Source organism: Lawsonibacter sp. LCP25S3_E2 (genome assembly GCF_052117285.1).
In the GTDB taxonomy this organism is placed as follows: Bacteria; Bacillota; Clostridia; order Oscillospirales; family Oscillospiraceae; genus Lawsonibacter.
The window spans coordinates 49,004-72,490 of record NZ_JBQKJL010000007.1; the positions used below are offsets into that span (position 1 = coordinate 49,004).

The following is a 23,487-nucleotide window of genomic DNA, read 5'->3' on the forward strand; positions in this document are numbered from 1 at the left end:
GAGGATTTGTGCCTCTCCCTGGGCCATGCGGCCCGGAGCCAGAAACTCCCGCCCGCCGCTTTGATACGTTTCCTCATTGCGGCAGAGGGCGGCTCGCTGGCAAAGGAGCTTCATCGTGCCAAGATTGACGCGACCCCTGCGGCTATTACACAGCGCCGTGCACAGATCCCGCCCGAAGTGTTCCGGGAAGTCTTTACACGTTTCAATTCCTCAAGCGTGTATGGGCGACCCCCGAGCGGCTACAAAGGCTACCGTGTCCTCGCTGGGGATGGAACGGCCATCAACATGGCACGCAATCCCAATGCCCCAGCTATGTCTGCAACAACAGCGCCCCAGACGGCTATAACCAACTACACCTCAACCCGCTTTTTGACCTCTACGAGCGTGCCTTTTTTGACGCTGTTATCCAGCCCGCCCCCCAGAAAGACGAGCCGGGCGCACTGGTTCAAATGCTCCAGCGCAACACCTTTGACCGTAAGACGATTATCGTTCTTGACCGTGGATATGAGAGCTACAATGTCATAGCGCACCTGATAAACACTCCCAATGTCGATTTTGTCATTCGGGTGAAGCAGAACCATTCTGCCATGCGGGAAATTGCCCGCTTGCCGATGGTGGAATTGGACTGCGACATCGGTTTTACCATCTCCACCACACAGACAAACGAGGACAAGCGCAACCGGCACATTTATTTACCTGTCCCCAAAAAGAGCAAGCCCGGTTCCACCACCCGCCGCGCCCGGTGGGACTTCCCCAGCCCCTACACCATGCGCTTCCGTATCGTCCGCTTCCAGCTTGAAACGGGCAGTTTTGAAACGCTGGCGACTTCTCTTCCGCGTTCCTTTACCATTGACGACTTGAAAGAAGTATATGGAAGCAGATGGCGGGTGGAAGGCTGCTTTAGAGATACCAAGTACAGTGTAGGACTGGTGAACCTCCATGGAAAGCGGGACGCTTTTGTGGAACAGGAGATATACGCCGCTATGATTGCATTCAACCTCACCAGCCGCGTTGTCAATGAGGTTGTTATCCATCAACCCCAAAATGGAATATATGCCTACGCCGTCAACTTCAAGATGGCGGTGACGCTCTGCAAAGAGTTTCTCAATGACCCGACTATGACCGGGGAACAGGTCATGCGGGAGATATCCCGCCACACTATTCCTCTCCGCCCCGGACGGCAGGACGAGCGAAAACTCCGGGCGAAAGGTTTTGGATGGTTCACCTACCGCGTCGCGGCATAAAGGGCAAATTTCAAAAAACGGGGGGCGGCGGTCTATTCCACCGCCCCCTGTTCGTATGTTTTTTTAAAAAAGCCCGAAATCAGCCTTGAAAGGGCCGATTTTTCAAAAAAAGGAGTACAGAATAATTTAATGGGTGAAAGTTATTGACACCCCTGACGGGCTTGCAAAAATATCAACATCTTCAGGAAACGCCCATAAAAATGAGGAGAAATCAAGAAATCCTTTGACATTTTAAGTTCTCACAAGTCCGGTCAACGAGTAAAAAATAAAAGTGTTTTTGGAGTGTCAGAAATGCACCGCCCCGTTTTTTGTTGATTATCACCACAAATGGCCCCATTAAATTAAGAAATCAACAAGTCCTTGAAATGTATCGAAAATTCTTCAAATGCCTAAAAGAGCGATACAAGAGAAAAAGCACAACAAGTATCGCAACCGGGCGGAAAAATAACGTCTTTATCTTTCCAGCACAGTATGGTATAATTCACCAAAAGACTTGGTTTGCTACGGGGGAAATCGCTATGGCGGGCAACAGCAATCTACAAATGTCGCGGGCGGGAAAGAACGATGAATTTTATACCCAGCTCTCCACCATTGAGGACGAACTGCGCCACTACCGCAAATACTTCAAGGACAAAATCATTTTCTGCAACGCGGATGACCCGGCCATCGGGGAGGACGGACAAGACCATTTTGGGGACGGACTCGGTGGATATACCAGCAACTTCTTCCGCTACTTTCAGTTAAACTTCCAGCAGCTCGGCATTAAGAAACTGATTACCACCCACTACGAAGCGGACAAGCCCAGCTATAAGTTCGAGATCGTCAGCAACGACAATGCAGACCAGATCGCCTTGCCCGATTATGTGAAAACGCCGCTGGAGGGTAACGGGGACTTCCGCTCCCCAGAGTGTCTAGCCCTGCTGGAAGAGTGCGACATCGTTGTGACAAATCCGCCATTCTCCTTGATGAAGGAATATCTGCCGCTTTTAGTGAACAGCGGGAAGCAATTTCTTGTTCTTGGAAACATGAACCATGCAATTTATTCTGAAACATTCCCCTATTTTCTCCAGCAAAAAGTATGGCTTGGCTATAATAGCGGCCATATTTGGTTTAAGGTTCCCGACTATTATGAAGAAAAAGGAACTGACTTCAAAATAGATGATTCCGGGCAAAAATGGAGGCGGATGGGGAATATATGCTGGTTTACCAACATGGATATTGAGAAAAGACACCAACCGCTTGATTTATACAAGAAATATTCGCCGCAAGAATACCCATGTTACGATAATTACAATGCAATTCATGTCCCCAAAGTAGAGCTAATCCCTGACGATTATGATGGAGTAATGGGCGTTCCTATTACTTTTTTGGATAAGCACGACCAAGGACAATTTGAGATTATTGGTAACAGCACGCTTCTGGCGGGGCCAATTACTGATAAGAAAACCGGAAAGAAAAAAGACAATCCTCAACGGTTTTACTTAAACGGCAAACGAATGTATGATAGGTTAGCCATAAGAAGGAAGAGATAAACATATGAACATTGACCGCATACAAGTAACTGTCCGGGAATTGATTGACGGCTATGAAGAACGGGGGACAGACGGCATTGAAGGCGTTGTGGCCTACAGTGGCAAGCTGGATGTGCGCCCCGCCTATCAGCGGGAGTTTATCTATCCCGACAAAGACCGGGATGAAGTCATCCGCTCCGTCAAGAAAGGTTTTCCCATCAATGTGATGTACTGGGCAAAAACGGGCGACGGCCGCTTTGAATTGATGGATGGACAACAGCGTACTATTTCCATTTGTCGCTACGCGGCGGCGAAGGATGAGGATAATCGGGCAAGCTATGAACAATGCTTTTCTGTGGATAATCTTTATTTCTTCAATCTGCAAGCCGACCAAAAACAGAAAATTCTGGATTATGTGCTGGACATTTATGTGTGCGACGGCACGCCCTCCGAAGTGCTGGACTGGTTCCGCATTATCAATATCGCGGGCAAGGTGTTGACGGAACAAGAACTGCGGAATACTTCTTACACCGGCCCGTGGCTCTCCGACGCGAAACTGCATTTCTCCAAACCGAACTGTATCGCTTACCGCATGGCAAAGGACTATATGAGCGGCTCCCCTATCCGTCAGGAGTATCTGGAAACGGCAATCGAATGGATTGCCGCCCGTGACGGCTTGCCGTCCATTGAGGCGTATATGGCGCTTCACCAGCAGGACGAAAACGCAAATCAGATTTGGATTTACTTTAAGCGCGTCATTGAGTGGGTACAGACTATCTTCCCGGCGAAGCGGAAAGAGATGAAAGGACTGGAATGGGGACTGCTCTACAACCAGTTTAAGGACGCGCCGTTAGACCCGGACAAGCTGGAAACGGAAATCAAGGCTCTGATGATTGACGATGATGTGACAAACAAGAAAGGCATTTACTCCTATGTTCTTACCCGCGACGAGCGGCATTTGAATATCCGCGCATTTACGGAAAAGCAGAAACGTGAGGCCTACGAGCGGCAGAACGGGATATGTCCTGATTGCAAAAAGCATTTCGCCTTTGAGGAAATGCAGGGCGACCATATCACACCGTGGAGCAAAGGCGGACATACAACCTCGGAAAATTGCAAAATGCGTTGTGCGGATTGCAACCGCCGAAAAAGCGATACATGATTGATTGTATTCATTTTCGTTTTTATGGATGAATATACTATTTAGATAACACAAAAAATTCCCCGGTCACTTCCTGCTCAGAAGTGACCGGGGTGCTTTTTTCAAGGCTCACGCGGTGCTAATTTAATGACATTGGCCGTCAGGCCGGGGATTTTTTTACATTGGCTTTGAAAAAATCCAGGGCATTGCGCCATAGGATTTGTTCCGTCAGGGCAGGGGAGAGGCCTTTTTTCCGGAAGAACTCCTTCAGTCCGACAATTTGTTTCGGGGCGTTCAAGCAAGGGGGGAGATCCGCCCCGTCAAAGTCAGACCCCAGTGCCAGGCAGTCTCCCGCGTCCAGCTCCAGGAAGTGTTCTACATGCCGCCAAAGGTCCTCCAGAGTGGCTTTTGTTCCGTCAGAGCGGAGAAAGGCATTATAGTAATTGAGACCAATGAGGCACTTGCGCTCCACCATCTCCCGAATCTGTTCGTCCGTAAGGTTTCGCCGGTGAGGACACACTGCCCGTGCATTGGAATGGCTGGCTGTAAAGGGCTTTTGGCATACATCCAGCATGTCAAAGAACCCCCTGTCGTTCAGGTGGGATACATCGGCCAGAATCCCCTGATGTTCCATTTCCCGTACGGCCGCTTTTCCAAAGGGAGTGAGCCCGCCGTCGGTACTGTGGCCGGAACCCAGTTCGTTGGCTCCGTTCCAGGTGAGGGTCACCATGACCACACCATCCCGGCGCAGCTGCTCTACTCTGGACAAATCTCCCGCCAGGGCAGAGGCATTTTCCACCGTGAGAAGGGCGGCGGCTTTTCCGGTACTCCAAGCCTTCTCCACCTCTTCGGCGCTCCCGCAGGGGGAGAGCAGTCCCTCCAGCGTGCTCATCTGGCGGGAAAAGCTGTCCCGATGGAATGTATAATAGTCTGCCGCATCCGCGCCCTTGATCGAATCGGGCACAAAGATAGCGCAGCACTGGGCCCAGCGTACTCCGGCGGGAATTTTACAAAACGCAAACTGGTGCCGAGGGTCGTTGAGGGTATCGTTTCCTTGCGCACAGGACCGGAGAGCCGTCATAGCCTGCGTACGGCTCTCGGGACGTTCAAGGCTGAGAAACGTATCTTGACTTACATCCATAAAGGCGGTGAGCGTGTCACAGTGGAGATCAAAAATGGCTGGGTATAGCATAAAGATAACTTCCTTTACAGAGGTTGATATAGAAGAAAAAATCAAATTAGAGACATGGTGACCCGGACAGTGATCGGCTGGGCGGGATTGGGCTGGTCTCCCCAAATAAGCTGTGCGGCGGTGCCGTCCATGCCCACATAGCCCGGAGCGTTTACCTCCGCCTGCACCCGTACGCCACAGGAAAAGGTCTGTTCAAGTTGCGTGTTGGGAGGCGTAAGGGGGGTGGAGCACAGCTCCGCCAGTTCCTGCTCCATTTGGTCAATTTCATTTTTGGAGGTGAGCAGGGGCCAGGGCCGGGCGGCGCAGGACAGGGCCAGGATCAGGTCGTCATCAATGGCCTGGTCCAACTGATAGGGGGTGTAGTTTTGCCCCTCCTCTTCCAGCACTGCCGGGTCCAGAACAGCGGTGTAGGACAAAGAAGTCCCTGGGCTGTCGGGCGAAAAATCAATGGTGTCAATGACCCAGTTGGGGGAATCGTGCCAGGGCAGTTCAATGACCCACTGTCCGTCCCGGTTGAATAAGATATCTTCCGACGCGCCGGGGACGCGGCGGATGTGGAACGCATTATAGTTCTCCGCCAGTTGGTCAGGGGAGGTGATCCCGTCCGGGTGGGGCGGCTGATAGCTTACATTGATCAGGATGTTCTGACTCAGCAGCACTAGGGCCGTTCCAGCGGCCAAAAGCGGAATCCGCCAGGCAAGTCCTTTGGGCCGGGCAGTGTAGCACAGATCCTCATCCCAGGGGAGGACCTGTCCATCCTTACAGGCGCGGTAGGAGCGGTAGTTGCGCCATAGGCTGTAAATGGGCAGGTAAAATCCCTCGCCCCGGAAGATCACAGTCATGGTGCGGTTTCTGGCCTGGGTCAAGGTCAGCCGTCCCCCCTCAGCGTTGCGAACCTCCAGACCCATGATCCACTTGCCCGGAGTGGTGCCGAACAGGGTGAGAAACAGCGGCTCCAGCACAAATGCAGTTAAAGTCTGCGCCAGGGAGGAGAGGAAAAAGACCTGTACAAAGACGAAGGGGATGATGAACGCGATGTAATAGAGTGCGGGGCTGACTGGGTCAGCCGTCTGGTAGTCGTGGAGAACATAAAGCTGAATGGCCAGCCAGGGGAGCCCGTACAGCAAGGTATCCAACCTCCGGGCAAAAAAGCGCCGCCAGGGGGAGGGAATGTTGTCCAGACTGTCCCGCTGCCGTTCCAGGTGGGGGCCGTTGGGGGCGGGTCTGCGCTCCAATTCCTCCAGCCAGGGCTCCGGGTCCAAAGCCCGATAGTCCGTACCGCTGTCCAGCAGAGACTGGCAGACCTCCCCGGCCCGGTCCAGGGCACCCCGGTCAGAATCTAGGGCAGCGAGCTGTTCCTCCAGCGCCTGGCTCAAAGTTAGCTCCCCGGCTTCCAGGCGGCGGATGGAGTCCAAGTCCAGGTGAAGCTGCCGCAGCAGCTTGATCCTCTTTAATGTATGGACGTCAGCGGGGGAATAGTCCCGGTAGTTGTTTTTCAGACGCTGGGGGGAGAGAAAACCTTCCTGCTCATAAAACCGAATACTGGCACGGGGCAAGCCGACTTGCTGTTCCAATTCCTTTATTGTCATGGAAATCGCCTCCTTTGCCCTGAGTGTACAGTATCAAGGCTCTTTACAGTCAAGCACTTTCTGCAAAAAAGTCCCAATTTTTGTATATTCCCGCCCCTGGAGAGGGGCGGGAATGAGAAATACGGACTTTAATTGCTTCAAAAACGTTACTGCGGCTTTTTCATGGTGAGGCTGATGCGCTTTTTCTTCTCATCCACCTCGATGACCCAGACGGTGACGATGTCTCCCACGGTAAGCAGCTCAGAGGGGTGGCGTACCCGCCGGGGCAGCTTGCTGATGTGGACCAGGCCGTCCTGGTGGACGCCGATGTCTACAAATACGCCGAAGTCGATGACGTTTCGCACGGTACCCTGAAGCTCCATGCCGGGCTTTAGGTCCTTGGCCTCCATGACGTCGGTGCGGAGGATGGGGGGCGGCAGCTCATCACGGGGGTCCCGTCCAGGTTTCATCAGCTCCTTGATGATGTCGGCCAGCGTGGGTGCGCCTGCGCCGCACAGCTCGGCCAGGCGCTCCAGCCCGATGGCCTCTGCCTTCTCTTTGAGCTCTGACAGGTTTCCGGCCTTTACATCCTCTAGCGTGTAGCCGCATTGGGCCAGCAACTTCTCCGCCGCGGCGTAGCTCTCCGGGTGGACGCCGGTGTTGTCCAGCACGCTCTTGCTCTCGGGCACACGGAGGAAGCCCGCGCACTGTTCAAAGGCCTTCGGGCCCAGCTTCGGCACCTTCAAGAGCTGCTTGCGGGTGGTGAAGGCCCCGTTCTCCTCCCGGTAGGCCACCAGGTTTTTGGCGGTGGCGGCAGTCAGGCCGCTGACCCGCTGGAGCAGAGAGGGGGAGGCGGTGTTGGCGTCCACACCCACGGCATTGACGCAGTCCTCCACCACGCCGTCCAGGGTCTCACCCAGGCGGGCCTGAGGCATGTCGTGCTGATACTGGCCCACGCCGATGGCCTTGGGGTCAATTTTCACCAGCTCGGCCAGGGGGTCCTGGAGCCGCCGGGCGATGGACACGGCGCTGCGGAGGTTCACGTCAAACTGGGGAAACTCCTCGGCGGCCAGCTTGCTGGCGGAGTAGACGGAGGCTCCCGCTTCGCTGACGATCATGTAGGACACCCCGCCGCCCACCTTGCGGATGAGCTCCACAGTCATCTGCTCGGTCTCCCGGCTGGCGGTGCCGTTGCCGATGGCGATGTGCTCCACTCCGTACTTGCGGATGAGGGCGGAGAGCTTGTCGATACACTCCTGTTTCTGCCGCTGGCCATGGGTGGGGTAGACCACGGTGGTGTCCAAAACCTTTCCGGTCCCGTCTACCACAGCTACTTTACAGCCCATGCGGTATCCGGGGTCCAGGCCCATAGTTACCTTGCCCTTGACGGGGGGCTGCATAAGCAGGGGCTTCAGGTTCAGGGCAAACATGTGGATGGCTCCCTCGTTGGCCTGGTCGGTGAGGGTATTGCGGATTTCCCGCTCCATGGAGGGCTCGATCAGGCGGTCATAGGCATCGTCAGCGGCAGCGCGGACAAAGTCCATGGCGGCCGCACCGGGGACGGTCATGCGCCGCACTGCCACATGGGCGGTCTCGGGGTCCAGCTCCACCGATACCTTTAAAATTTCCTCCCGCTCGCCCCGGTTGATGGCCAGTACCTGATAGCCCTGAGCCTTGCCCACCGGGACCTTAAAATCATAGTAGAGGCGGTAGACGCTGTCCTCAGGCTCCTTCTGGGCGGCCTTGGATACCAGCACACCCCGGCGCAGGAACAGCTCCCGCAGCTCTTTGCGGATGTCGGCGTTGTCGGAGATCTCCTCGGCGATGATGTCGCTGGCCCCCTGGAGTGCGTCCTCCACGGTTTCCACTCCCTTTTCCGGGTCCACGAAGGGGAGGGCGGCCTGGTCGGGGACCACCGACGGGCCCCGGTCAAACAGCAGCCGGGCCAGAGGCTCCAGGCCCTTTTCCCGCGCAATGGTGGCGCGGGTGCGCCGCTTCTGCTTATAGGGGCGGTACAGGTCCTCCACCTCGGCCAGTGTGGCAGCGGAGTCGATGGCGGCGGAGAGCTCATCGGTGAGCTTCCCCTGGTTTTCAATGGAGGACTTTACCTCGCTTTTCCGTGCCTCCAGATTGCGCAGGTATTGCAGCCGGTCGGCGAGCTGGCGCAGAAGCTGGTCATCCATGGAGCCGTGAAGCTCCTTGCGGTAGCGGGCGATGAAGGGGATGGTGGCCCCCTCGTCAATGAGCTTGACCACGTTTTCCACCTGCTGCTGAGTGCGGCCCAACTCTTGGGCCAGGGTTTCGATCATGGGGTCCATGGGGCATTCTCCTTTGCTCGGGCGTTCCAGCCCTGGAAATTTCCATTTCAGTTTAGCGGAAAGAAGGGAAAAAGTCCAGCGCAGGTTTTCTACCAGCGCACTTCCATCTCCCAGCAGTCCAGTTCCGGGTTAAAGCTGGGGGTGAGAGTGGTATCAGACTTCAGATTATTCACCGGGTTTGCATGTTGGACATCAACCGCATAGGTAATGGAGAAGGAGTCGGAGTTGAGAATGGTGATCAAAAGCTCACGATTGGAAAAACCGCATCTGCTGTGGTAAGAGCAGAACCGGGGCGGAGTACTGGCGTGGGCGGGAAGACGGACATAGGCAAGGTGCCGGGAGGGAAAGGATTGCTGGAGCAGGCCCTTGTATTCCCATTGGGAATCCTCCTGGGCCAATACGTAGGGGGAGAGGAGGACGACGGCGCCGGTGGAGAGGCTCCAGAGGTAGGGCTCGTCCCATTTGGTTATTCCCCGGCACAGGGGGCACATCAGCTTTGGGAGGATTACAAGGTAGAAGGCGATCAGCACCGTGATGAGTGTGGCGATGCACAGAACCCGTTCCAATTTGCTGCTTTTGGAAAATAGATGTTTCATAGTCTTTACCTCAATTACATATTTATATAATTTCAATGCCTTAATATGATTATAATTACATAATTATGGTTTTCAATACCTGATAAAAAGAAAATGAAAAGTGTACACTGTAACCAGAGTGAGGTGAGGCCCATGAAAGAGTCTTATCATAGCCTTTATCGCACGATGGGACTGAACATCATGTATTATCGGAACCTGCGCGATTTCAGCCAAGATGAACTAGGTGCTATGGTAGATAAGGATCAAAGTCATATTAGCAAAATTGAACGGGGAAGCGTTGGAATCTCGTTGGACACCCTATTTGACATCGCCAAAGCCCTGAATGTGGACCCCTATCTGCTATTAAAACCCAAGGAATAGGCCTTTGCCTGACGAAAACAGGCGAAGGCCCATTTTTTATCCGGCATACCGTGTAATAAGCTACCAGATAAATGTTACATTTCTGTTAAAATTCACAAAATCCATTGACAGACAAATGGAATCGGTTTACAATAACAATATCCACTGGGGCACACCCCAAAAGTGGCCTGGCTTTGTGATTTTATTGTCTCAGGAAAAGAAATTCTCACTTCTGAATCATTTTTTTGCGAGATTTCATATTCCTGACCTGTGCGGTAAAATTGCGGCCGGTGAAAAGGGTATTCCTTTACAGCCTTTGAAAGAAAAGAATCTTGTTCGATCAAAACTGCCAAGAGGGAGAGAAGCACTAAAATGATTCGCTGGAATTATGTTAAGTACCGTACCCCCTACCAATCAGACGAATGGATTTCCTGTGTTGTATCCCGCTGAGGATAGCTCCATACACAAGCCTCCATCGTTTGTCTGGCAGACGATGGCTTTTTTATACCCTTTTTGAAACAAACAGAGAGGAGGCGACAAGCATGACGATGCCGAAGTATGACGTCAACAACATTTGGTCCAGAGTTCGCAGTGATGTAGATGTGGACGATCTGATTTTTGACGCTGAGGGTTACAGCGCCAAGGAGGACGACAAAGTATGCAGCGACCGGTGACGGCCGAATGTGGTCAGCGTGCGGCTGACGAAGAAAAGTAAACACCGCAGCAGAGCTTCTCACGATCTGCTGCGGTGTTTTTTTGCACTTTTACGGGGGGAGAGAGGAGGGGCAGGGGAGATATTTCTCTGTCCGAAAGAGCACGATTACCCAAAAAGAAGCCTCGATTATTCCACGGGAAGGGGTTGCTTTCTTGGGAAGATTATACTAAAATAAAAAACAAGTGACGATAATCTACTCCCGCAAGAAAATTGCTCGGGGGAGCACTATGGAGGTCGATCAACATGAGAAAAGTTCAGTTTACCGAGACCGTTCTGCGTGACGCGAACCAGTCGCTGATCGCAACCCGTCTGCCTTACAGCAAGTTTGAGTCCATTCTGGAGACCATGGACAAGGCCGGCTATTACTCCGCCGAGGTCTGGGGCGGCGCCACCTTTGATGTGTGCCTGCGTTACCTGCAGGAAGATCCCTGGGAGCGCCTGCGCAAGATCCGGGCCAAAATGCCCAACACTAAGCTCCAGATGCTCCTCCGTGGCCAGAATATCCTGGGCTATAAGCACTATCCCGACGATGTGGTGCGCAAGTTCGTGGAGTATTCCGTGAAAAACGGCATCGACATCATCCGTATTTTCGACGCTCTGAACGATGTGCGCAACCTGGAAGTGGCCATCGACGAGACGGTCAAGCAGGGCGCCCACGCCTCCGGTACCATCTGCTTCACCACCAGCCCCGTGCACACCCTGGAGAAGAACGTCCAGATGGTCAAGGACCTGAAGAGCATGGGCGTCAAGTCCATCTGCATTAAGGATATGGCCGGCATCATGGGCCCCAAGGAAGCCTATGACCTGTCCGCCGCCATCAAGGACGCGGTGCCTGAGCTGCCCCTGGTCATCCACACCCACTGCACCACCGGTCTGGCCTTTATGACTTGCCTGAAGGCGGTTGAGGCCGGTGCCGACGTGCTGGACACCGCCATCTCCCCCATGTCCGGCGGCACCGCCCAGCCTGCCACCGAGACCCTGGCCTATGCCCTGCGCGGTCTGGGCTATGAGGTGGACCTGGACGACAAGATCCTGGTGAAGATGGCCGACTACTTCAAGGGCGTCCGGGCCGATTTCCTGAAGGACGGCACCCTGGATCCCATCTCCATGGCTACCGACACCCAGTGCCTCAACTATCAGATTCCCGGCGGCATGCTGTCTAACCTCATTTCCCAGCTGAAGATGATGAACGCCATTGACAAGCTGGACGAGGCTCTGGCTGAGACCCCCAAGGTCCGTGCCGACATGGGCTATCCTCCTCTGGTCACCCCCACCAGCCAGATGGTGGGCTCCCAGGCCGTGCAGAATGTGCTGGCCGGCGAGCGCTACAAGGTGGTCGGCAAGGAGATCAAGGCCTATTGCCGCGGCGAGTACGGCCGTACTCCTGCCCCCATTGACCCCGCCATCCAGAAGAAGATCCTGGGCGACACTCCCCTGGTGAAGGGCCGCTTTGCCGACTCCCTGGAGCCCGAGTTTGAGAAGACCAAGAAGGAGCTGGCCGGCGTTGCCAAGAGCGACGAGGATGTGCTCAGCTACATCGCCTTCCCCCAGGTGGCCATGGCCTTCTTCAAGGACCGCGAGGCCGGCTTCCCCAAGAAGGAAGCTGCCAAGAAGCCCGCTGCTCCTGCCGCCCCCAAGAAGGAGGATCTGCCTCCCATGCCCGCCTGGCAGGGCCACGTGTACTACACCAACACCCCCGCTGTTACCAGCGCCGGGTACACCGCCCGTCCCATCCAGCCCTTTGCCGCCAGCTATCAGCCCCCCCACCTGGTGATGGGCGCCCGTGATAACTGCCCCGGCACTTACACCATCACTATCGACGGCAAGTCCTATGAGGTGGCCATCGCCTCCGCTGACGGCGCCGCCCCTGCTGCTCCGGTTGCCGCCGCTCCCGTGGCTGCCGCTCCTGTGGCCGCCCCCGTGGCTGCTCCTGCTGCTGCCCCCGCTCCGGCTCCCGCTCCCGCTCCTGCCGCCGCCCCTGCTGCTGCTCCTGCCGCTGTGGCTGCCGGCGAGACCGCTGTGAAGAGCCCCATGCCCGGCAACATCTTTAAGGTGGAGTGCTCCGTGGGTCAGAGCGTTAAGGCCGGCGACGTGCTGGTGGTGCTGGAAGCCATGAAGATGGAGATCGAGGTCTCCGCTCCCGTGGACGGCACCGTGAAGGCCGTGTCCGCCGCTGTGGGCACCGCTGTGAACACCGACGACCTGCTGGTCACTCTGGGTTAAGGCTTTCGATTATTTCAGGCTCTCCGGGAACTCCGGAGAGCCTGCTTTTTTTCCTTGAAAATACCAATTGCCCGTGATACAATTTAAGGTGCGGAATAAGGGAGTCGGAGAAAAAACGGCTCTTTTTTCCCATTTTTCAAACGAAGGATGAAATAAGGAAACGGTTATGCCGTGAAAGGAGGCCCTCCATGAAGGGAATTGTTCTGGCCGCCGGAAAGGGTACTCGGCTCTATCCCATGACCAAGCCGGTGTGTAAACCCCTGCTGCCCGTCTATGATAAGCCGCTGATCTATTATCCCATTGCCATTTTGATGCAGGCGGGGATTTCTGAAATTCTGGTCATTGTCCCTCCCGGTGAGACCAACACGTTCCGGGCCCTGCTGGGCGGCGGAGAGCAGTATGGGCTGAAAATTTCCTATGCGGAGCAGCCTGTGGCCCGAGGCATTGCGGATGCGCTGCTCATCGGCCAGGAATTTGTAGGAAACGACCGGGTGTGCCTGGTGCTGGGAGACAATATTTTCTATGCGCCCACCCTGGGAGCGACCCTGAAGCGGGCTGCCGCCAATGACCGCGGCGCTACGGTTTTTGGCTATTGGGTGGAGGATCCCCGGCCCTTTGGCGTGGTGGAGTTTGACAGGGACGGAAGAGCCATCTCCATTGAGGAGAAGCCCCGTTACCCAAAGAGCAATTATATTATTCCAGGCCTTTACTTCTATGACCACCAGGTGATGGATATTGCCCGGAATTTAAAGCCCTCTGCACGGGGGGAACTGGAAATTACCGATGTGAACCTGGAATATCTCCGCCGGGGACAGCTCCAGGTGGTGCCCCTGGAGAAGAACTTTACCTGGTTGGATGCCGGTACTGCAGACAGTCTGCTGGAGGCGGGTCAGACCATCCGACACATCCAGGACAGCACCGGGCGGTATGTGGGCTGCCTGGAAGAGCTGGCGCTCTATGAAGGCTGGGTCAATGAAGCGCATGTCCATGCCATTGGAAATGAGCTGTCCATGACGCTTTACGGAAAATACTTGCAGTGTCTTTGAGATAGGCGGGGAAGGGGAACATTTTTATGAAGATCATCGGTGCATATTTCAGTCCCAGCGGCGGAACAAAGCGGGCGGCAGAATTGGTTGCCGGGCTGTTTGGTGACTATGAAACATTGGACCTCGGGGGCCGTGAGCGTGCTGCGCGGCATTTTGGTCCGGACGAGCTGCTGGTACTGGGACTTCCGGTGTATGCCGGACAGATCCCGGCGGTACCGGGACTGCTGGAAGGCCTGTCCGGTGAAAATACCCCTTGTGTACTCCTTGCCGCCTATGGAAACCGGCATTATGATGATGCGCTGGCCCAGATGAAAGAGCAGATGGGAAAGCGGGGGTTCCGGTGCGCCGCTGCAGCAACGGTGATTACTCCCCACATTTTTGCGCCCTCTCTGGGCATGGGGCGTCCGGATGAGAAGGACGAGGCGGTTTTGAAGGAACTGGTCCGCAAGGTACAAGAGAAGCTGGCGGGGGAGAACTGGTCTGAGGCTCAGGTGCCCGGAAATCCCAACCCCGCCCCCAAAAAGGCGATACCCGTGCCCAAAGACCGGGACTGGGATACCTGCCTGGGCTGTGCCATCTGTGCCAAAGCCTGTCCCACCGGAGCCATGGATCTAAGCTCTCTGCTGTGGGAGGACAGCAAGTGTATCAGCTGCATGGCCTGCGTTTCCGCCTGTCCCACCGGAGCGTTAGGCTTCAGCGCCGCCCAGCTGGCAGAAAAGCTGACGGCCAATTTCTCCGACCGCCGGGAAATTGAGACCTTTGTAGAGGGCTGAGAACGCATGAAAAAGGTCCTCATGCTGGCCACCGGAGGGACGATCGCCTCAAAAGACAGCGGCCAGGGGTTGACACCGGCCATTACCTCAGAGGAGATTTTAAGCTATGTGCCCGCCATTGGAACGCTGTGTCAGGTGGATGCCATCCAGCTTATGAACCTGGACAGCACCAACATTACCCCGCGTCACTGGCTGGAAATGGCCCAGGCGGTGGAGGAGCACTACGATGCGTATGATGGCTTTGTGATCACCCACGGCACCGACACCATGGCCTATACTGCCGCCGCCCTGTCCTACCTGATCCAGTATTCGCCAAAGCCCATTGTCATTACCGGGTCCCAAAAGTCCATCTGCCTGGAAAATACCGATGCCCGGCTGAACCTCTACAACAGTTTCCTCTATGCCTCTGACAGCGGCTCCCACGGTGTGAGCCTGGTCTTTGACGGCAAGGTGATTCTGGGAACTCGGGCGAGGAAGGAGCGCACCAAAAGCTTCAACGCCTTTTCCAGTGTGGACTACCCCGAGCTGGGGGTGATCCGGGACGGAAAGCTTATCCGTTACCTGGCCGAGCTGGAGTACCGGCCCAGACCGGTTTTTTACCACCGGCTGGAGGAGCGGATTTTGCTGCTCACCCTGATTCCCGGTATGGGAGCCGATGCCCTGGAGGCCCTGCGGGACCGGTATGAGGCAGTGATTTTACAAAGCTTTGGCGTAGGCGGCCTGCCCGGCGGTGCATCGGGTTCGCTGGCCCAGGCCATAGAGGCCTGGCTGGAAGAGGGCAAGACCATTTTGATGATGACCCAGGTGCCCTATGAGGGCAGTGATATGACGGTCTATCAGGTGGGTTACCAGGTCAAGGAGAAGTACCAGCTCCTTGAGGGATATAACATGACCTTGGAGGCTGCGGCTACGAAATTGATGTGGGTCCTGGGCCAAACGCGGGAGAGCGAACAGGTACGCCAGCTCTTTGAGCAGCCGGTGCAGTTTGACCTTATTCGCTGAGCCAATATGTTTCGTTGATTTTTATAGGAAATCGTATGTTCAAGAGCGGAATTCGGGTGAGAAATCCCTGATTCCGCTCTTGCGCATTTGCCTGATTTGTGGCACAATATTGTTCAATACAGTACATTGCCGTGGGAAAGGAGAGAAGGGGATGAAACGATTTCGCGCCGTAGCCGCTGTGCTATTGGTCCTTTTGTGTGTTGCTGCCTTTCTTCCAGGAGCAGCTGCAGAGGGAGAAATCCGGGAAACTACCGTCCTCTTTACCCACGATCTTCATTCTCATTTTCTGCCCCAGGGAGACGGGACGGGAAAGGAGACGGGAGGATATGCCCGCCTGATGACGGCATTGGAGGAGGAGCGCCAAGCGCACTCCAATGCCCTGACGCTGGACGGAGGCGACTTTTCCATCGGTTCCCTCATCCAGACCCTCTATACCACGCAGGCCGCAGAGCTGCGCACCATGGGAGCTATGGGGTATGATGCTGCCACGGTGGGCAACCATGAGTTTGACCACGGAGGAATGGGCTTTGCCCAAATGCTCGCCGCCGCCGTCACCAGTGGTGACAAGCTGCCCGCCTTGCTCATGGCCAACTATAAACCGTCTGCTGACAATCCCGACCAATTGGACATCCAGCGCTCTATGGCTGCCTATGGTGTTCAGGATTACATGCTTCTGGAACGGGGCGGAGTGACCTATGGGATCTTCGGCCTGATGGGAGAGGATTCCCATGACTGTGCGCCTACCTCGGGCTTTACTTTGGGGGACCGGGTGGAACATGCCCGCCGCTGTGTGGAAGCCCTGGAAAAACAGGGAGCCGAATTTATTATCTGCCTGTCTCACTCGGGCACCAATGAAACTGTAAAAAAATCGGAGGACGAACAGCTGGCGAAGAAAGTGGAGGGGATCGACCTGATCGTCTCCGGCCATACCCACACCACTTTGGCGGAGCCTATTTTGGTGGAGGATACCTATATCGTCTCCGCCGGGCCGTACTGCCAGAACCTGGGTTCCATCACTCTCCGCTGGGACGATTCAGGGGAGAAGGAACTGGTAGATTACCACTTGACGCCCATTGACCAGACCATTTCAGAAGATCAGGACATTTCACTTATGGTAGAGGACTGGAAGCGGCAGGTAGGGGGGACCTACCTGGCCCGGTACGGCTTTGGCTATGATGAAGTCCTCACCACTGCGGGATTTGATCTGCCCACTCCAACGTCTGGCGTTCAGGAAGGCAATGCTTTAGGAGAACTGGTGGCTGACGCCTATCTTTGGGCGGTGGAAAATCTGGAGGCAGACAGTCCCGATGTGGAGACGGTGACCGTGAGCGCAGCTGGTGTACTGCGGGCCCCACTTTATGCCGGGGACCTTACCGTTTCCCAGGCCTTTGATGTGCTGTCCATGGGAGTGGGGACCGACGGGACCTCAGGTTATCCGCTGGTATCCTGCTACCTCACCGGAAAGGAACTGAAAGCGGTGGCTGAGGTGGATGCCTCGGTAACTCCGCTGATGCCCCCGGCTCAGCTTTATATGGCTGGAATACAGTATAGCTTCAATACCAACCGGATGTTTTTCAACCGGGTGACGGAGGCACAGCTTTTCAACGGATTGGTGGATACCAAGATCGAAAACGACAAGCTCTACCGGGTGGTCTCGGGGATGTACTCTGCCCAGATGCTGGGGACCGTGAAGGAAAAGTCCTTTGGCCTGCTGTCCATCACCCCGAAGGATGAGAACGGTACGCCTATTACGGACTTTTCTACACGGGTCCTCCGGGACAAAAATGGCAATGAGATCAAAGAGTGGTACGCCCTGGCGGCCTATCTGGAGCACTTTGGACCGGATGGCCTTTCTGATCTCTATGCCAGCAGTGACGGACGCAAAGAGGTCAGCCACAGCTTAAATCCCATCGAGCTTTTGAAACACCCCAACTGGATTACCTTGGTGACCTTGCTGGTGATCATTCTGGTGGTCACTCTGGTGGTCGTTCTGGTACGGCGCTTTGTCTTTGGAAAACGGCGGCGCTATCGGGGCTGGTAAATCTGTGATCTGAGCGGGAAACCGCAGTTCCATATTAAGAATGGAGAAAAGGATGCCGGGAAGAGCGGTTCCGGCGAGCAACCATTAAGGAGGAGAAGCAGTGAAAAAGTATGAAATCGCAAAGAAAAAGACGCTAACCGCTGAAATCAGTCAGATTTCGGTGTATGCGCCTCTGGTGGCTGCCAAAGCCAAGGCGGGCCAGTTCATCATTCTCCGTGTGGATGAAGAGGGTGAGCGGATTCCTCTGACCATCTCCAGTGCGGAGAACGATTTGGTTACCGTGATTTTCCAAAAGATCGGCGGCACTACCCTGGCCCTGGATGAGCTTCAGGAGGGAGATTGCCTGCATGATTTTGTGGGCCCTCTGGGTGTCCCCACCCACGTGGAGGATCTGGGCCGGGTGGCTGTGCTGGGCGGCGGCTTGGGCTGCGCCATTGCACTGCCGGTGGCCCGCGCCCTGCATGAGGCGGGCAACCAGGTGGACCTGATCGGCGGCTTTAAGACGAAGGACATCGTCATCCTGGAGGAAGAGATGAGCAAGGCCTGCACCGACCTGCACATCTGCACCGATGACGGTACCTATGGCTATCATGGCTTTGTCACCGGCAAGCTGGAGGAGCTTATTCAGAGCGGGGTCAAGTTTGACCACGTCTTTGCCATCGGCCCTCTGCTGATGATGAAGTTTGCCTGCAAGCTGACTGAGAAGTACAACATCCCCACCACCGTGAGCATGAACCCCATTATGATCGACGGTACCGGCATGTGCGGCTGCTGCCGCCTCACCGTGGACGGCGAGGTGAAGTTTGCCTGTGTGGACGGCCCTGACTTTGACGGCCACAAGGTGGACTTTGACGAGGTCATTGCCCGGAACAATACCTACAAGGAACAGGAGGCCAAGGCGAAGGAGAAGCACCTGTGCCGCCTGGGAGGAGGTGCCATGAATGGCTAACATGCAGATGAACAAGACCCCCATGCCCGAGCAGGATCCCAATGTTCGCAACCGCAACTTTGAGGAAGTTGCCCTGGGCTATACCCTGGAGCAGGCGCAGAACGAGGCCCAGCGCTGCCTGAACTGCAAGAACAAGCCCTGTGTCAGCGGCTGCCCCGTGGGCATCCCCATTCCGGAATTTGTGGGCAAGGTGGCCGAGGGTGACCTGGCCGGGGCCTATCAGCTCCTGTCCGATGCCAACGCCCTGCCCGCCATTTCCGGCCGTGTCTGCCCCCAGGAGACCCAGTGCGAGGGCAAGTGCGTCCGGGGCATCAAGGGTGAGCCCGTGTCCATCGGCCGCATCGAGCGTTTCGTGGCCGACTGGGCGGCAGAGAACGGCCTGGCCAATGTGGCCACCGCCCCCAAGAATGGCCACAAGGTGGCAGTCATTGGCTCCGGCCCTGCCGGACTGACCTGTGCCGGGGAGCTGGCCCGCATGGGCTATGAGGTCTCTGTGTTCGAGGCATTCCACACCCCCGGCGGCGTGCTCAGCTACGGCATTCCCGAGTTCCGTCTGCCCAAGGCTATTGTCAAGCGTGAGGTGGCCAACCTGGAGAAGATGGGCGTTGATATCGAGCTCAACATGGTCATCGGCAAGGTGCTCACCATCCCCGAGCTCTTTGAGCGGGGTTACGAGGCGGTGTTCATCGGTTCCGGCGCGGGCCTGCCCATGTTTATGAAGATCCCCGGCGAGTCCCTCATCGGCGTCTACTCTGCCAACGAGTACCTCACCCGTATCAACCTGATGAAGGCCTACAAGGAGGGGGCGGAGACCCCCATCCTCCACAACAAGAAAGTGGCCGTGGTAGGCGGCGGCAACGTGGCCATGGACGCGGCCCGGTGTGCCAAGCGCCTGGGTGCCGATGTGCACATTGTCTACCGCCGCTCGGAGGCTGAGCTCCCCGCCCGTGCGGAGGAGGTCCACCACGCCAAAGAGGAGGGCATTGTCTTTGACCTGCTCACCAATCCGGTATCCATTGAGGGTGACGAGACAGGTCATGTCCAGTCCATCACCTGTGTGAAGATGGAGCTGGGTGAGCCGGACGAGTCCGGCCGCCGCCGTCCTGTGGTGATGGAAGGCAGCGAGTTCAAGATGGAAGTGGATGCTGTCATCATGGCTCTGGGCACCAAGGCCAACCAGATGAGCTACGGCGGCACCCCCGGACTGGAGCAGACCCGGAAGGGCTGCGTAGCCGCCGATGAGAACGGCTGCACCTCCTGCCCCAACATTTTTGCCGGCGGTGACGCTGCTACCGGCGCCGCCACGGTCATCCTGGCTATGGGCGCGGGCAAGCACGCGGCCAAGTCCATTGACCAGTACATCAAGAGCAAGCAGTAAGAGGAAACAAACAGCGCCGCATGGTTTTTCATGCGGCGCTGACCATTTCAGTCCGGTTTTTGGGACTGTTTCCGGGGTAGCATTGGTGCAGGAGGAAGGAACATGGTTTATTTGGAAGAATTTCAGCTGCCCAATGAGGAGCAGCAGGCCCGCTTTTTGGCCGGTGACAGCGAGAACAAGCGTACCTGTTACGGCAGCCGCTATCCCTTCGGGCTCTTTCTGAACCGGGTGGTGCCCCCATTGAAGCTGGAGGAAATCACCATATTCTGCGGCGGCAACGGGAGTGGAAAAACCACCATTTTGAACCTGATGGGAGAGAAGCTGGGGCTGGAACGAAAGGCAGTGTTCAACCGCAGCTCCTTTTTCGAACGTTACCTTGCCCTGTGCGATATTAAAGTCAGCCGCAGCTTTACCCCGCAAGTGCAGTCGGGGAGTAAGGTCATTACCAGCGATGATGTTTTTGACTATCTGCTGGACCTTCGCTGTATCAATGAGAACATCGATACCCGACGCCGAGAGCTTTTGGAGGAGTATACGGACGCCCGGTACGCCAATTTTCAAATGCGTTCGCTGGAGGATGTGGACCGGCTGCGGCAGGTGGTGGAGGCCCAGCGCCGCAGCGGCTCTCAGTACGTGAAACGCCGCATGATGAAGGACATACCGGGAAAATCCAACGGGGAGAGCGCGTTTCTCTATTTCACACGGGAAATCCAGGAGGACAGCCTCTATCTGCTGGACGAGCCGGAAAACAGCCTGTCGCCCCAGCTCCAGCAGGAGCTGATGCGCTTTCTATTGGACTGCGTCCGTTTTTACCGCTGCCAGTTTGTCATTTCTACCCATTCTCCCTTTTTGCTGTCGATGCCCAGGGCCAGGATTTACGATTTGGATGGTGATCCTGTGGCGGTGCGGCCGTGGACCCAGCTGGAGCATGTGCGGATCTATTACGAGTTTTTCAAAGCGCATGAACATGAGTTTACATAAAAATGCCTCCGTTCTCAGAAGAGAACGGAGGCATTTCCGTTAGTTCTGGGAGTGCTGTTCCAGCCATCGGACGGCATAGGAACAGGTGGCTTCTGCCTGCCCGCCGTTTTCCTTGATCTGATCCAGCGCGGCCTGAACCAGCTGTCCCGCCGCGCCCTGGCCCCGGAGGGAGGGGGCAACAAAGGTATGGTCAATGGTGTATACGCCAGGTTCGGTCATGGGGAAGGTGATTTCGGCAATCAGTTTGCCGGAATCGTCCAGAGCGTAGATGCGGGTGGTTTCACGGGTCAGTTCCATCATAACGATCCCCCTCATCATAATGAGAGTACTCTATTTTGGCTTACGTTGATCTTGAAATGAGATGTTTTGCGTATTCATAATCCTTTTTATGAACATAGATTTTGTACTCATAGGAGCGATCAGAATCCGTCCGCAGCGAACCTCGGCTGGCTCGTTGGCTGGAATTTTGAAGATTTGTCGTTTTAATTTTATAATCGATGTCATTTGCACTGAGGATCGCACGGATAGCTGCCTGCCGCTCCATTGACAGCGTCAAAATCAATTCTCTGCGGTTCAAAATGGTTACCATAGAAAGCACCTCCCGATTGTCCGATCACATTTGCTGTTTTATGAGATATTGGCAAAGGGAGAAGATGTGCTGTTGAAAGCGGGCAAACAGGCGGAACGATCATTTGACCCGCAGCCGTTTCGCCAGCTCCCCATCCGGGGCGACCTGGGCCGTCTCATAGGTGGTGTAAATGACCATGCCCGGCCGGGCTCCACCGGGCTTTTTTACATAGCGCACCGGGGTGTAGTCCACCGGGACCTTGCCGCTGTCCCGGCCTTGGGAGAACCAGGCGGCCAGTATGGCGGCCTCATTGAGGCTTTGCAGGTCCGGCTGGCTGCCGTCCGTCCACAGGATGACATGGGAGCCGTGAATCTTTTGGGTGTGGAACCAGATGTCGTTCTTTCCGGCCAGCTTACAGGTGAGCAGGTCATTTTGGGTGTTGTTTTTGCCCACGGAAATGCGCATGCCCGTGGAGGAGCGAAACTCCATGGGTTTGGAGGCAAGACGTTTCGTTCGCTCTCTGGCTTTGCCCTGCCGGCGAAGGTAGCCGGTGTCGGTAAGCTCCTGCCGGATTTCCAAAAGGTCCCGTTCTCCTTCGGCCAGGGCGATGGACTCCAGCACGCTGTTCAGATAGTCCAGCTCCTTGCGGCCCTTTTCCAACTGAATGGTGAGCATGGCCTCGGCGGTTTTGGCCTTGTTGTAGTCCTTGTAATATTTGGCGGCATTTTGCTGAGGGGTGAGGAGGGGGTCCAGCTTGATGTCAATTTCCTTCCCCTCTGGATCATAAAAGTCCACCGCCCGCAGCCGGGTCATGCCCCGCTCCATCTGATAGAAGTTGCTGGTGATGATGTCACCCAGCTCCCGCAGCCGGTCCCGGTCCAGAGTGGCGGTAAGCTCCTTCTCCTGGTTGGCAATTTTCCGCCGGGTACGGTCCCTGGCATTGCTGACCGAGCGGATGAGGTCCTGGCCTTTTTGTTTCACCCGGTCCAGCCGTTCCCGCTGCTCATAGAACGAATCCAGAAGCTGGGAGAAGGAGGGCTGAGGCTCTGCCTGAGCGGCCCCCTCGTATTGCAAAATAGGGAGGAACGTAAAGTCCTTTGCCCGCCCATCCATTGAGATCAGAGTGGGTGTATAGGAATTTTCCCTTACAAGTTTCTGCAGCATTTCCACCTGATCCAGCAGCCGTGCACGGCCCTGCGGCCCCATAAGATGAAGGCGTGCATCGGTCTCGCCTCCTGCGCGGTAGGCCAGTTCCCGGCAGATGAGCGGGGAGAGACCGCCAAAGGTATCCAGCAGCCAGCGATCGGCCTGACTCTCTTCCGGGGCCTGGGCCAGGAGCTGCTCCAGCTTTTCCCGGTCCAACGCCAGTGGGTCGGCCTTGGGCTGCGCAGGGGGAAGGCGGTAAAACATCCCCGGCTGAAGGATGCGGCCCATCTGTCCCGTATGGGGATCCAGGCCGGAGTCCACCCTGCGGATGCAATCCAAAATCCGTCCGTCTCCATCCAAAAGAAGCAGGTTTGACTTATGGGTGATGGCTTCCAGCACCAGGGCACGTTCTACCCGGTCCCCCAGTTCATTGAGCGCCTCAAAGCGGAACCGTGCCACCCGTTCCAGCGGGACCTGCTCCACCGTCAAAAGCCTGGCTCCGGACAGGTGCTTTCGCAGGAGCATACAGAACATAGGGGGCTTGTCCGGGTTTTCCAGGGTGAGCTGGGTGAGATGGGCCCTGGGCTGGGCAGGGTTGGCGGAGAGAAGAAGGCGCACATTCCCCTGGACAGGGGAGCGCAGGGCCAGTACGACCTCATCCCGGCCGGGCTGATAGATTTTATCCACCTTTGCCCCCGACAGGGCGGTATTGAGTTCGGATATGACGCCGGACAGACAAAGTGCGTCCAATGGCAT

At 55.9% G+C, this 23,487-nt stretch carries 20 protein-coding genes and 1 pseudogene; 14 read left to right on the forward strand and 7 right to left on the reverse strand.

Annotated elements, in window-relative coordinates:
- Positions 1-341 precede the first annotated feature (341 nt).
- From ACTQ3R_RS07965 to ACTQ3R_RS07975, 3 genes and pseudogenes are all read left to right on the forward strand, one after another.
- Positions 342-1,244 (forward strand): annotated as a pseudogene (locus ACTQ3R_RS07965) (transposase); the annotation flags it as partial.
- Between the two features lie 518 nt (positions 1,245-1,762).
- Positions 1,763-2,776 (forward strand): adenine-specific methyltransferase EcoRI family protein, encoded by a 1,014-nt coding sequence (locus tag ACTQ3R_RS07970; RefSeq protein ID WP_441778602.1) that lies wholly within the window; start codon positions 1,763-1,765, stop codon positions 2,774-2,776.
- 4 nt (positions 2,777-2,780) lie between these two features.
- Positions 2,781-3,917 carry an HNH endonuclease family protein gene (locus ACTQ3R_RS07975; RefSeq protein WP_441778603.1) on the forward strand — a complete coding sequence of 379 codons (1,137 nt, stop codon included), beginning with the start codon at positions 2,781-2,783 and terminating at the stop codon, positions 3,915-3,917.
- Between the two features lie 139 nt (positions 3,918-4,056).
- On the opposite strand, the gene ACTQ3R_RS07980 is transcribed toward ACTQ3R_RS07975, so the two are convergent.
- The 4 genes from ACTQ3R_RS07980 to ACTQ3R_RS07995 form a co-directional block, all read right to left on the reverse strand.
- Positions 4,057-5,088 (reverse strand): dipeptidase, encoded by a 1,032-nt coding sequence (locus ACTQ3R_RS07980; RefSeq protein ID WP_441778604.1) that lies wholly within the window; start codon positions 5,086-5,088, stop codon positions 4,057-4,059.
- 41 nt (positions 5,089-5,129) lie between these two features.
- The gene (locus tag ACTQ3R_RS07985; RefSeq protein ID WP_441778605.1) at positions 5,130-6,677 is read right to left on the reverse strand and encodes a MerR family transcriptional regulator; all 1,548 of its coding nucleotides are present in this window, start codon (positions 6,675-6,677) and stop codon (positions 5,130-5,132) included.
- A gap of 146 nt (positions 6,678-6,823) precedes the next feature.
- On the reverse strand, positions 6,824-8,974 hold the full coding sequence (locus ACTQ3R_RS07990) for a Tex family protein (RefSeq protein WP_441778606.1): 2,151 nt from the start codon (positions 8,972-8,974) through the stop codon (positions 6,824-6,826).
- Between the two features lie 89 nt (positions 8,975-9,063).
- The gene (locus tag ACTQ3R_RS07995; RefSeq protein WP_441778607.1) at positions 9,064-9,570 is read right to left on the reverse strand and encodes a hypothetical protein; all 507 of its coding nucleotides are present in this window, start codon (positions 9,568-9,570) and stop codon (positions 9,064-9,066) included.
- Positions 9,571-9,702: 132 nt separating this feature from the next.
- On the opposite strand from ACTQ3R_RS07995, the gene ACTQ3R_RS08000 reads away from it, so the two are divergent.
- The 11 genes from ACTQ3R_RS08000 to ACTQ3R_RS08050 all read left to right on the forward strand — a co-directional run bounded on the left by ACTQ3R_RS08000 (position 9,703) and on the right by ACTQ3R_RS08050 (position 21,017).
- Positions 9,703-9,930 (forward strand): helix-turn-helix domain-containing protein, encoded by a 228-nt coding sequence (locus ACTQ3R_RS08000; RefSeq protein ID WP_441778608.1) that lies wholly within the window; start codon positions 9,703-9,705, stop codon positions 9,928-9,930.
- Positions 9,931-9,934: 4 nt separating this feature from the next.
- Entirely contained in the window at positions 9,935-10,285 is a 351-nt protein-coding gene (locus tag ACTQ3R_RS08005) for a hypothetical protein (protein ID WP_441778609.1), read from the forward strand.
- Positions 10,286-10,451: 166 nt separating this feature from the next.
- Positions 10,452-10,583 (forward strand): hypothetical protein, encoded by a 132-nt coding sequence (locus ACTQ3R_RS08010; protein ID WP_441778610.1) that lies wholly within the window; start codon positions 10,452-10,454, stop codon positions 10,581-10,583.
- A gap of 284 nt (positions 10,584-10,867) precedes the next feature.
- Complete coding sequence (locus ACTQ3R_RS08015; RefSeq protein ID WP_441778611.1) at positions 10,868-12,847, forward strand: pyruvate carboxylase subunit B; 1,980 nt, start codon at positions 10,868-10,870, stop codon at positions 12,845-12,847.
- A 188-nt stretch (positions 12,848-13,035) separates the two neighbouring features.
- Positions 13,036-13,893, forward strand: coding sequence for a glucose-1-phosphate thymidylyltransferase RfbA (gene rfbA / locus ACTQ3R_RS08020; RefSeq protein WP_441778612.1), 858 nt, complete (start codon positions 13,036-13,038; stop codon positions 13,891-13,893).
- Between the two features lie 26 nt (positions 13,894-13,919).
- Positions 13,920-14,666 carry an EFR1 family ferrodoxin gene (locus ACTQ3R_RS08025; RefSeq protein WP_441778613.1) on the forward strand — a complete coding sequence of 249 codons (747 nt, stop codon included), beginning with the start codon at positions 13,920-13,922 and terminating at the stop codon, positions 14,664-14,666.
- Between the two features lie 6 nt (positions 14,667-14,672).
- A complete protein-coding gene (locus ACTQ3R_RS08030) occupies positions 14,673-15,668 on the forward strand; it encodes an asparaginase (protein WP_441778614.1) in 996 nt (331 codons plus the stop codon).
- A 151-nt stretch (positions 15,669-15,819) separates the two neighbouring features.
- A complete protein-coding gene (locus ACTQ3R_RS08035; protein ID WP_441778615.1) occupies positions 15,820-17,709 on the forward strand; it encodes a bifunctional metallophosphatase/5'-nucleotidase in 1,890 nt (629 codons plus the stop codon).
- Positions 17,710-17,809: 100 nt separating this feature from the next.
- On the forward strand, positions 17,810-18,658 hold the full coding sequence (locus ACTQ3R_RS08040) for a sulfide/dihydroorotate dehydrogenase-like FAD/NAD-binding protein (RefSeq protein WP_441778616.1): 849 nt from the start codon (positions 17,810-17,812) through the stop codon (positions 18,656-18,658).
- Positions 18,651-20,036 (forward strand): NADPH-dependent glutamate synthase, encoded by a 1,386-nt coding sequence (gltA, locus tag ACTQ3R_RS08045; RefSeq protein WP_441778617.1) that lies wholly within the window; start codon positions 18,651-18,653, stop codon positions 20,034-20,036. The genes ACTQ3R_RS08040 and gltA overlap by 8 nt, the downstream gene beginning before the upstream one ends.
- A 102-nt stretch (positions 20,037-20,138) precedes the next feature.
- Positions 20,139-21,017, forward strand: coding sequence for an AAA family ATPase (locus ACTQ3R_RS08050; RefSeq protein ID WP_441778618.1), 879 nt, complete (start codon positions 20,139-20,141; stop codon positions 21,015-21,017).
- Positions 21,018-21,056: 39 nt separating this feature from the next.
- On the opposite strand, the gene ACTQ3R_RS08055 is transcribed toward ACTQ3R_RS08050, so the two are convergent.
- The 3 genes from ACTQ3R_RS08055 to ACTQ3R_RS08065 form a co-directional block, all read right to left on the reverse strand.
- Positions 21,057-21,317: a GNAT family N-acetyltransferase gene (locus ACTQ3R_RS08055; protein ID WP_441778619.1), complete on the reverse strand. Its 261-nt coding sequence runs from the start codon at positions 21,315-21,317 to the stop codon at positions 21,057-21,059.
- Between the two features lie 40 nt (positions 21,318-21,357).
- The gene (locus tag ACTQ3R_RS08060; protein WP_441778620.1) at positions 21,358-21,606 is read right to left on the reverse strand and encodes a hypothetical protein; all 249 of its coding nucleotides are present in this window, start codon (positions 21,604-21,606) and stop codon (positions 21,358-21,360) included.
- Positions 21,607-21,705: 99 nt separating this feature from the next.
- A complete protein-coding gene (locus ACTQ3R_RS08065; protein ID WP_441778621.1) occupies positions 21,706-23,487 on the reverse strand; it encodes an Rqc2 family fibronectin-binding protein in 1,782 nt (593 codons plus the stop codon).

Coding starts and splice junctions, on each gene's coding strand:
- ACTQ3R_RS08065 (WP_441778621.1), bottom strand. CDS start 23,487: ATGCCATTGGACGCACTTTGTCTGTCCGGCGTCATATCCGAACTCAAT.
- ACTQ3R_RS07985 (WP_441778605.1), bottom strand. CDS start 6,677: ATGACAATAAAGGAATTGGAACAGCAAGTCGGCTTGCCCCGTGCCAGT.
- ACTQ3R_RS07975 (WP_441778603.1), top strand. CDS start 2,781: ATGAACATTGACCGCATACAAGTAACTGTCCGGGAATTGATTGACGGC.
- ACTQ3R_RS07980 (WP_441778604.1), bottom strand. CDS start 5,088: ATGCTATACCCAGCCATTTTTGATCTCCACTGTGACACGCTCACCGCC.
- ACTQ3R_RS08010 (WP_441778610.1), top strand. CDS start 10,452: ATGACGATGCCGAAGTATGACGTCAACAACATTTGGTCCAGAGTTCGC.
- ACTQ3R_RS07970 (WP_441778602.1), top strand. CDS start 1,763: ATGGCGGGCAACAGCAATCTACAAATGTCGCGGGCGGGAAAGAACGAT.
- ACTQ3R_RS08055 (WP_441778619.1), bottom strand. CDS start 21,317: ATGATGGAACTGACCCGTGAAACCACCCGCATCTACGCTCTGGACGAT.
- ACTQ3R_RS07995 (WP_441778607.1), bottom strand. CDS start 9,570: ATGAAACATCTATTTTCCAAAAGCAGCAAATTGGAACGGGTTCTGTGC.
- ACTQ3R_RS08035 (WP_441778615.1), top strand. CDS start 15,820: ATGAAACGATTTCGCGCCGTAGCCGCTGTGCTATTGGTCCTTTTGTGT.
- ACTQ3R_RS08060 (WP_441778620.1), bottom strand. CDS start 21,606: ATGGTAACCATTTTGAACCGCAGAGAATTGATTTTGACGCTGTCAATG.
- gltA (WP_441778617.1), top strand. CDS start 18,651: ATGGCTAACATGCAGATGAACAAGACCCCCATGCCCGAGCAGGATCCC.
- rfbA (WP_441778612.1), top strand. CDS start 13,036: ATGAAGGGAATTGTTCTGGCCGCCGGAAAGGGTACTCGGCTCTATCCC.
- ACTQ3R_RS08050 (WP_441778618.1), top strand. CDS start 20,139: ATGGTTTATTTGGAAGAATTTCAGCTGCCCAATGAGGAGCAGCAGGCC.
- ACTQ3R_RS08015 (WP_441778611.1), top strand. CDS start 10,868: ATGAGAAAAGTTCAGTTTACCGAGACCGTTCTGCGTGACGCGAACCAG.
- ACTQ3R_RS08025 (WP_441778613.1), top strand. CDS start 13,920: ATGAAGATCATCGGTGCATATTTCAGTCCCAGCGGCGGAACAAAGCGG.
- ACTQ3R_RS08000 (WP_441778608.1), top strand. CDS start 9,703: ATGAAAGAGTCTTATCATAGCCTTTATCGCACGATGGGACTGAACATC.
- ACTQ3R_RS07990 (WP_441778606.1), bottom strand. CDS start 8,974: ATGGACCCCATGATCGAAACCCTGGCCCAAGAGTTGGGCCGCACTCAG.
- ACTQ3R_RS08030 (WP_441778614.1), top strand. CDS start 14,673: ATGAAAAAGGTCCTCATGCTGGCCACCGGAGGGACGATCGCCTCAAAA.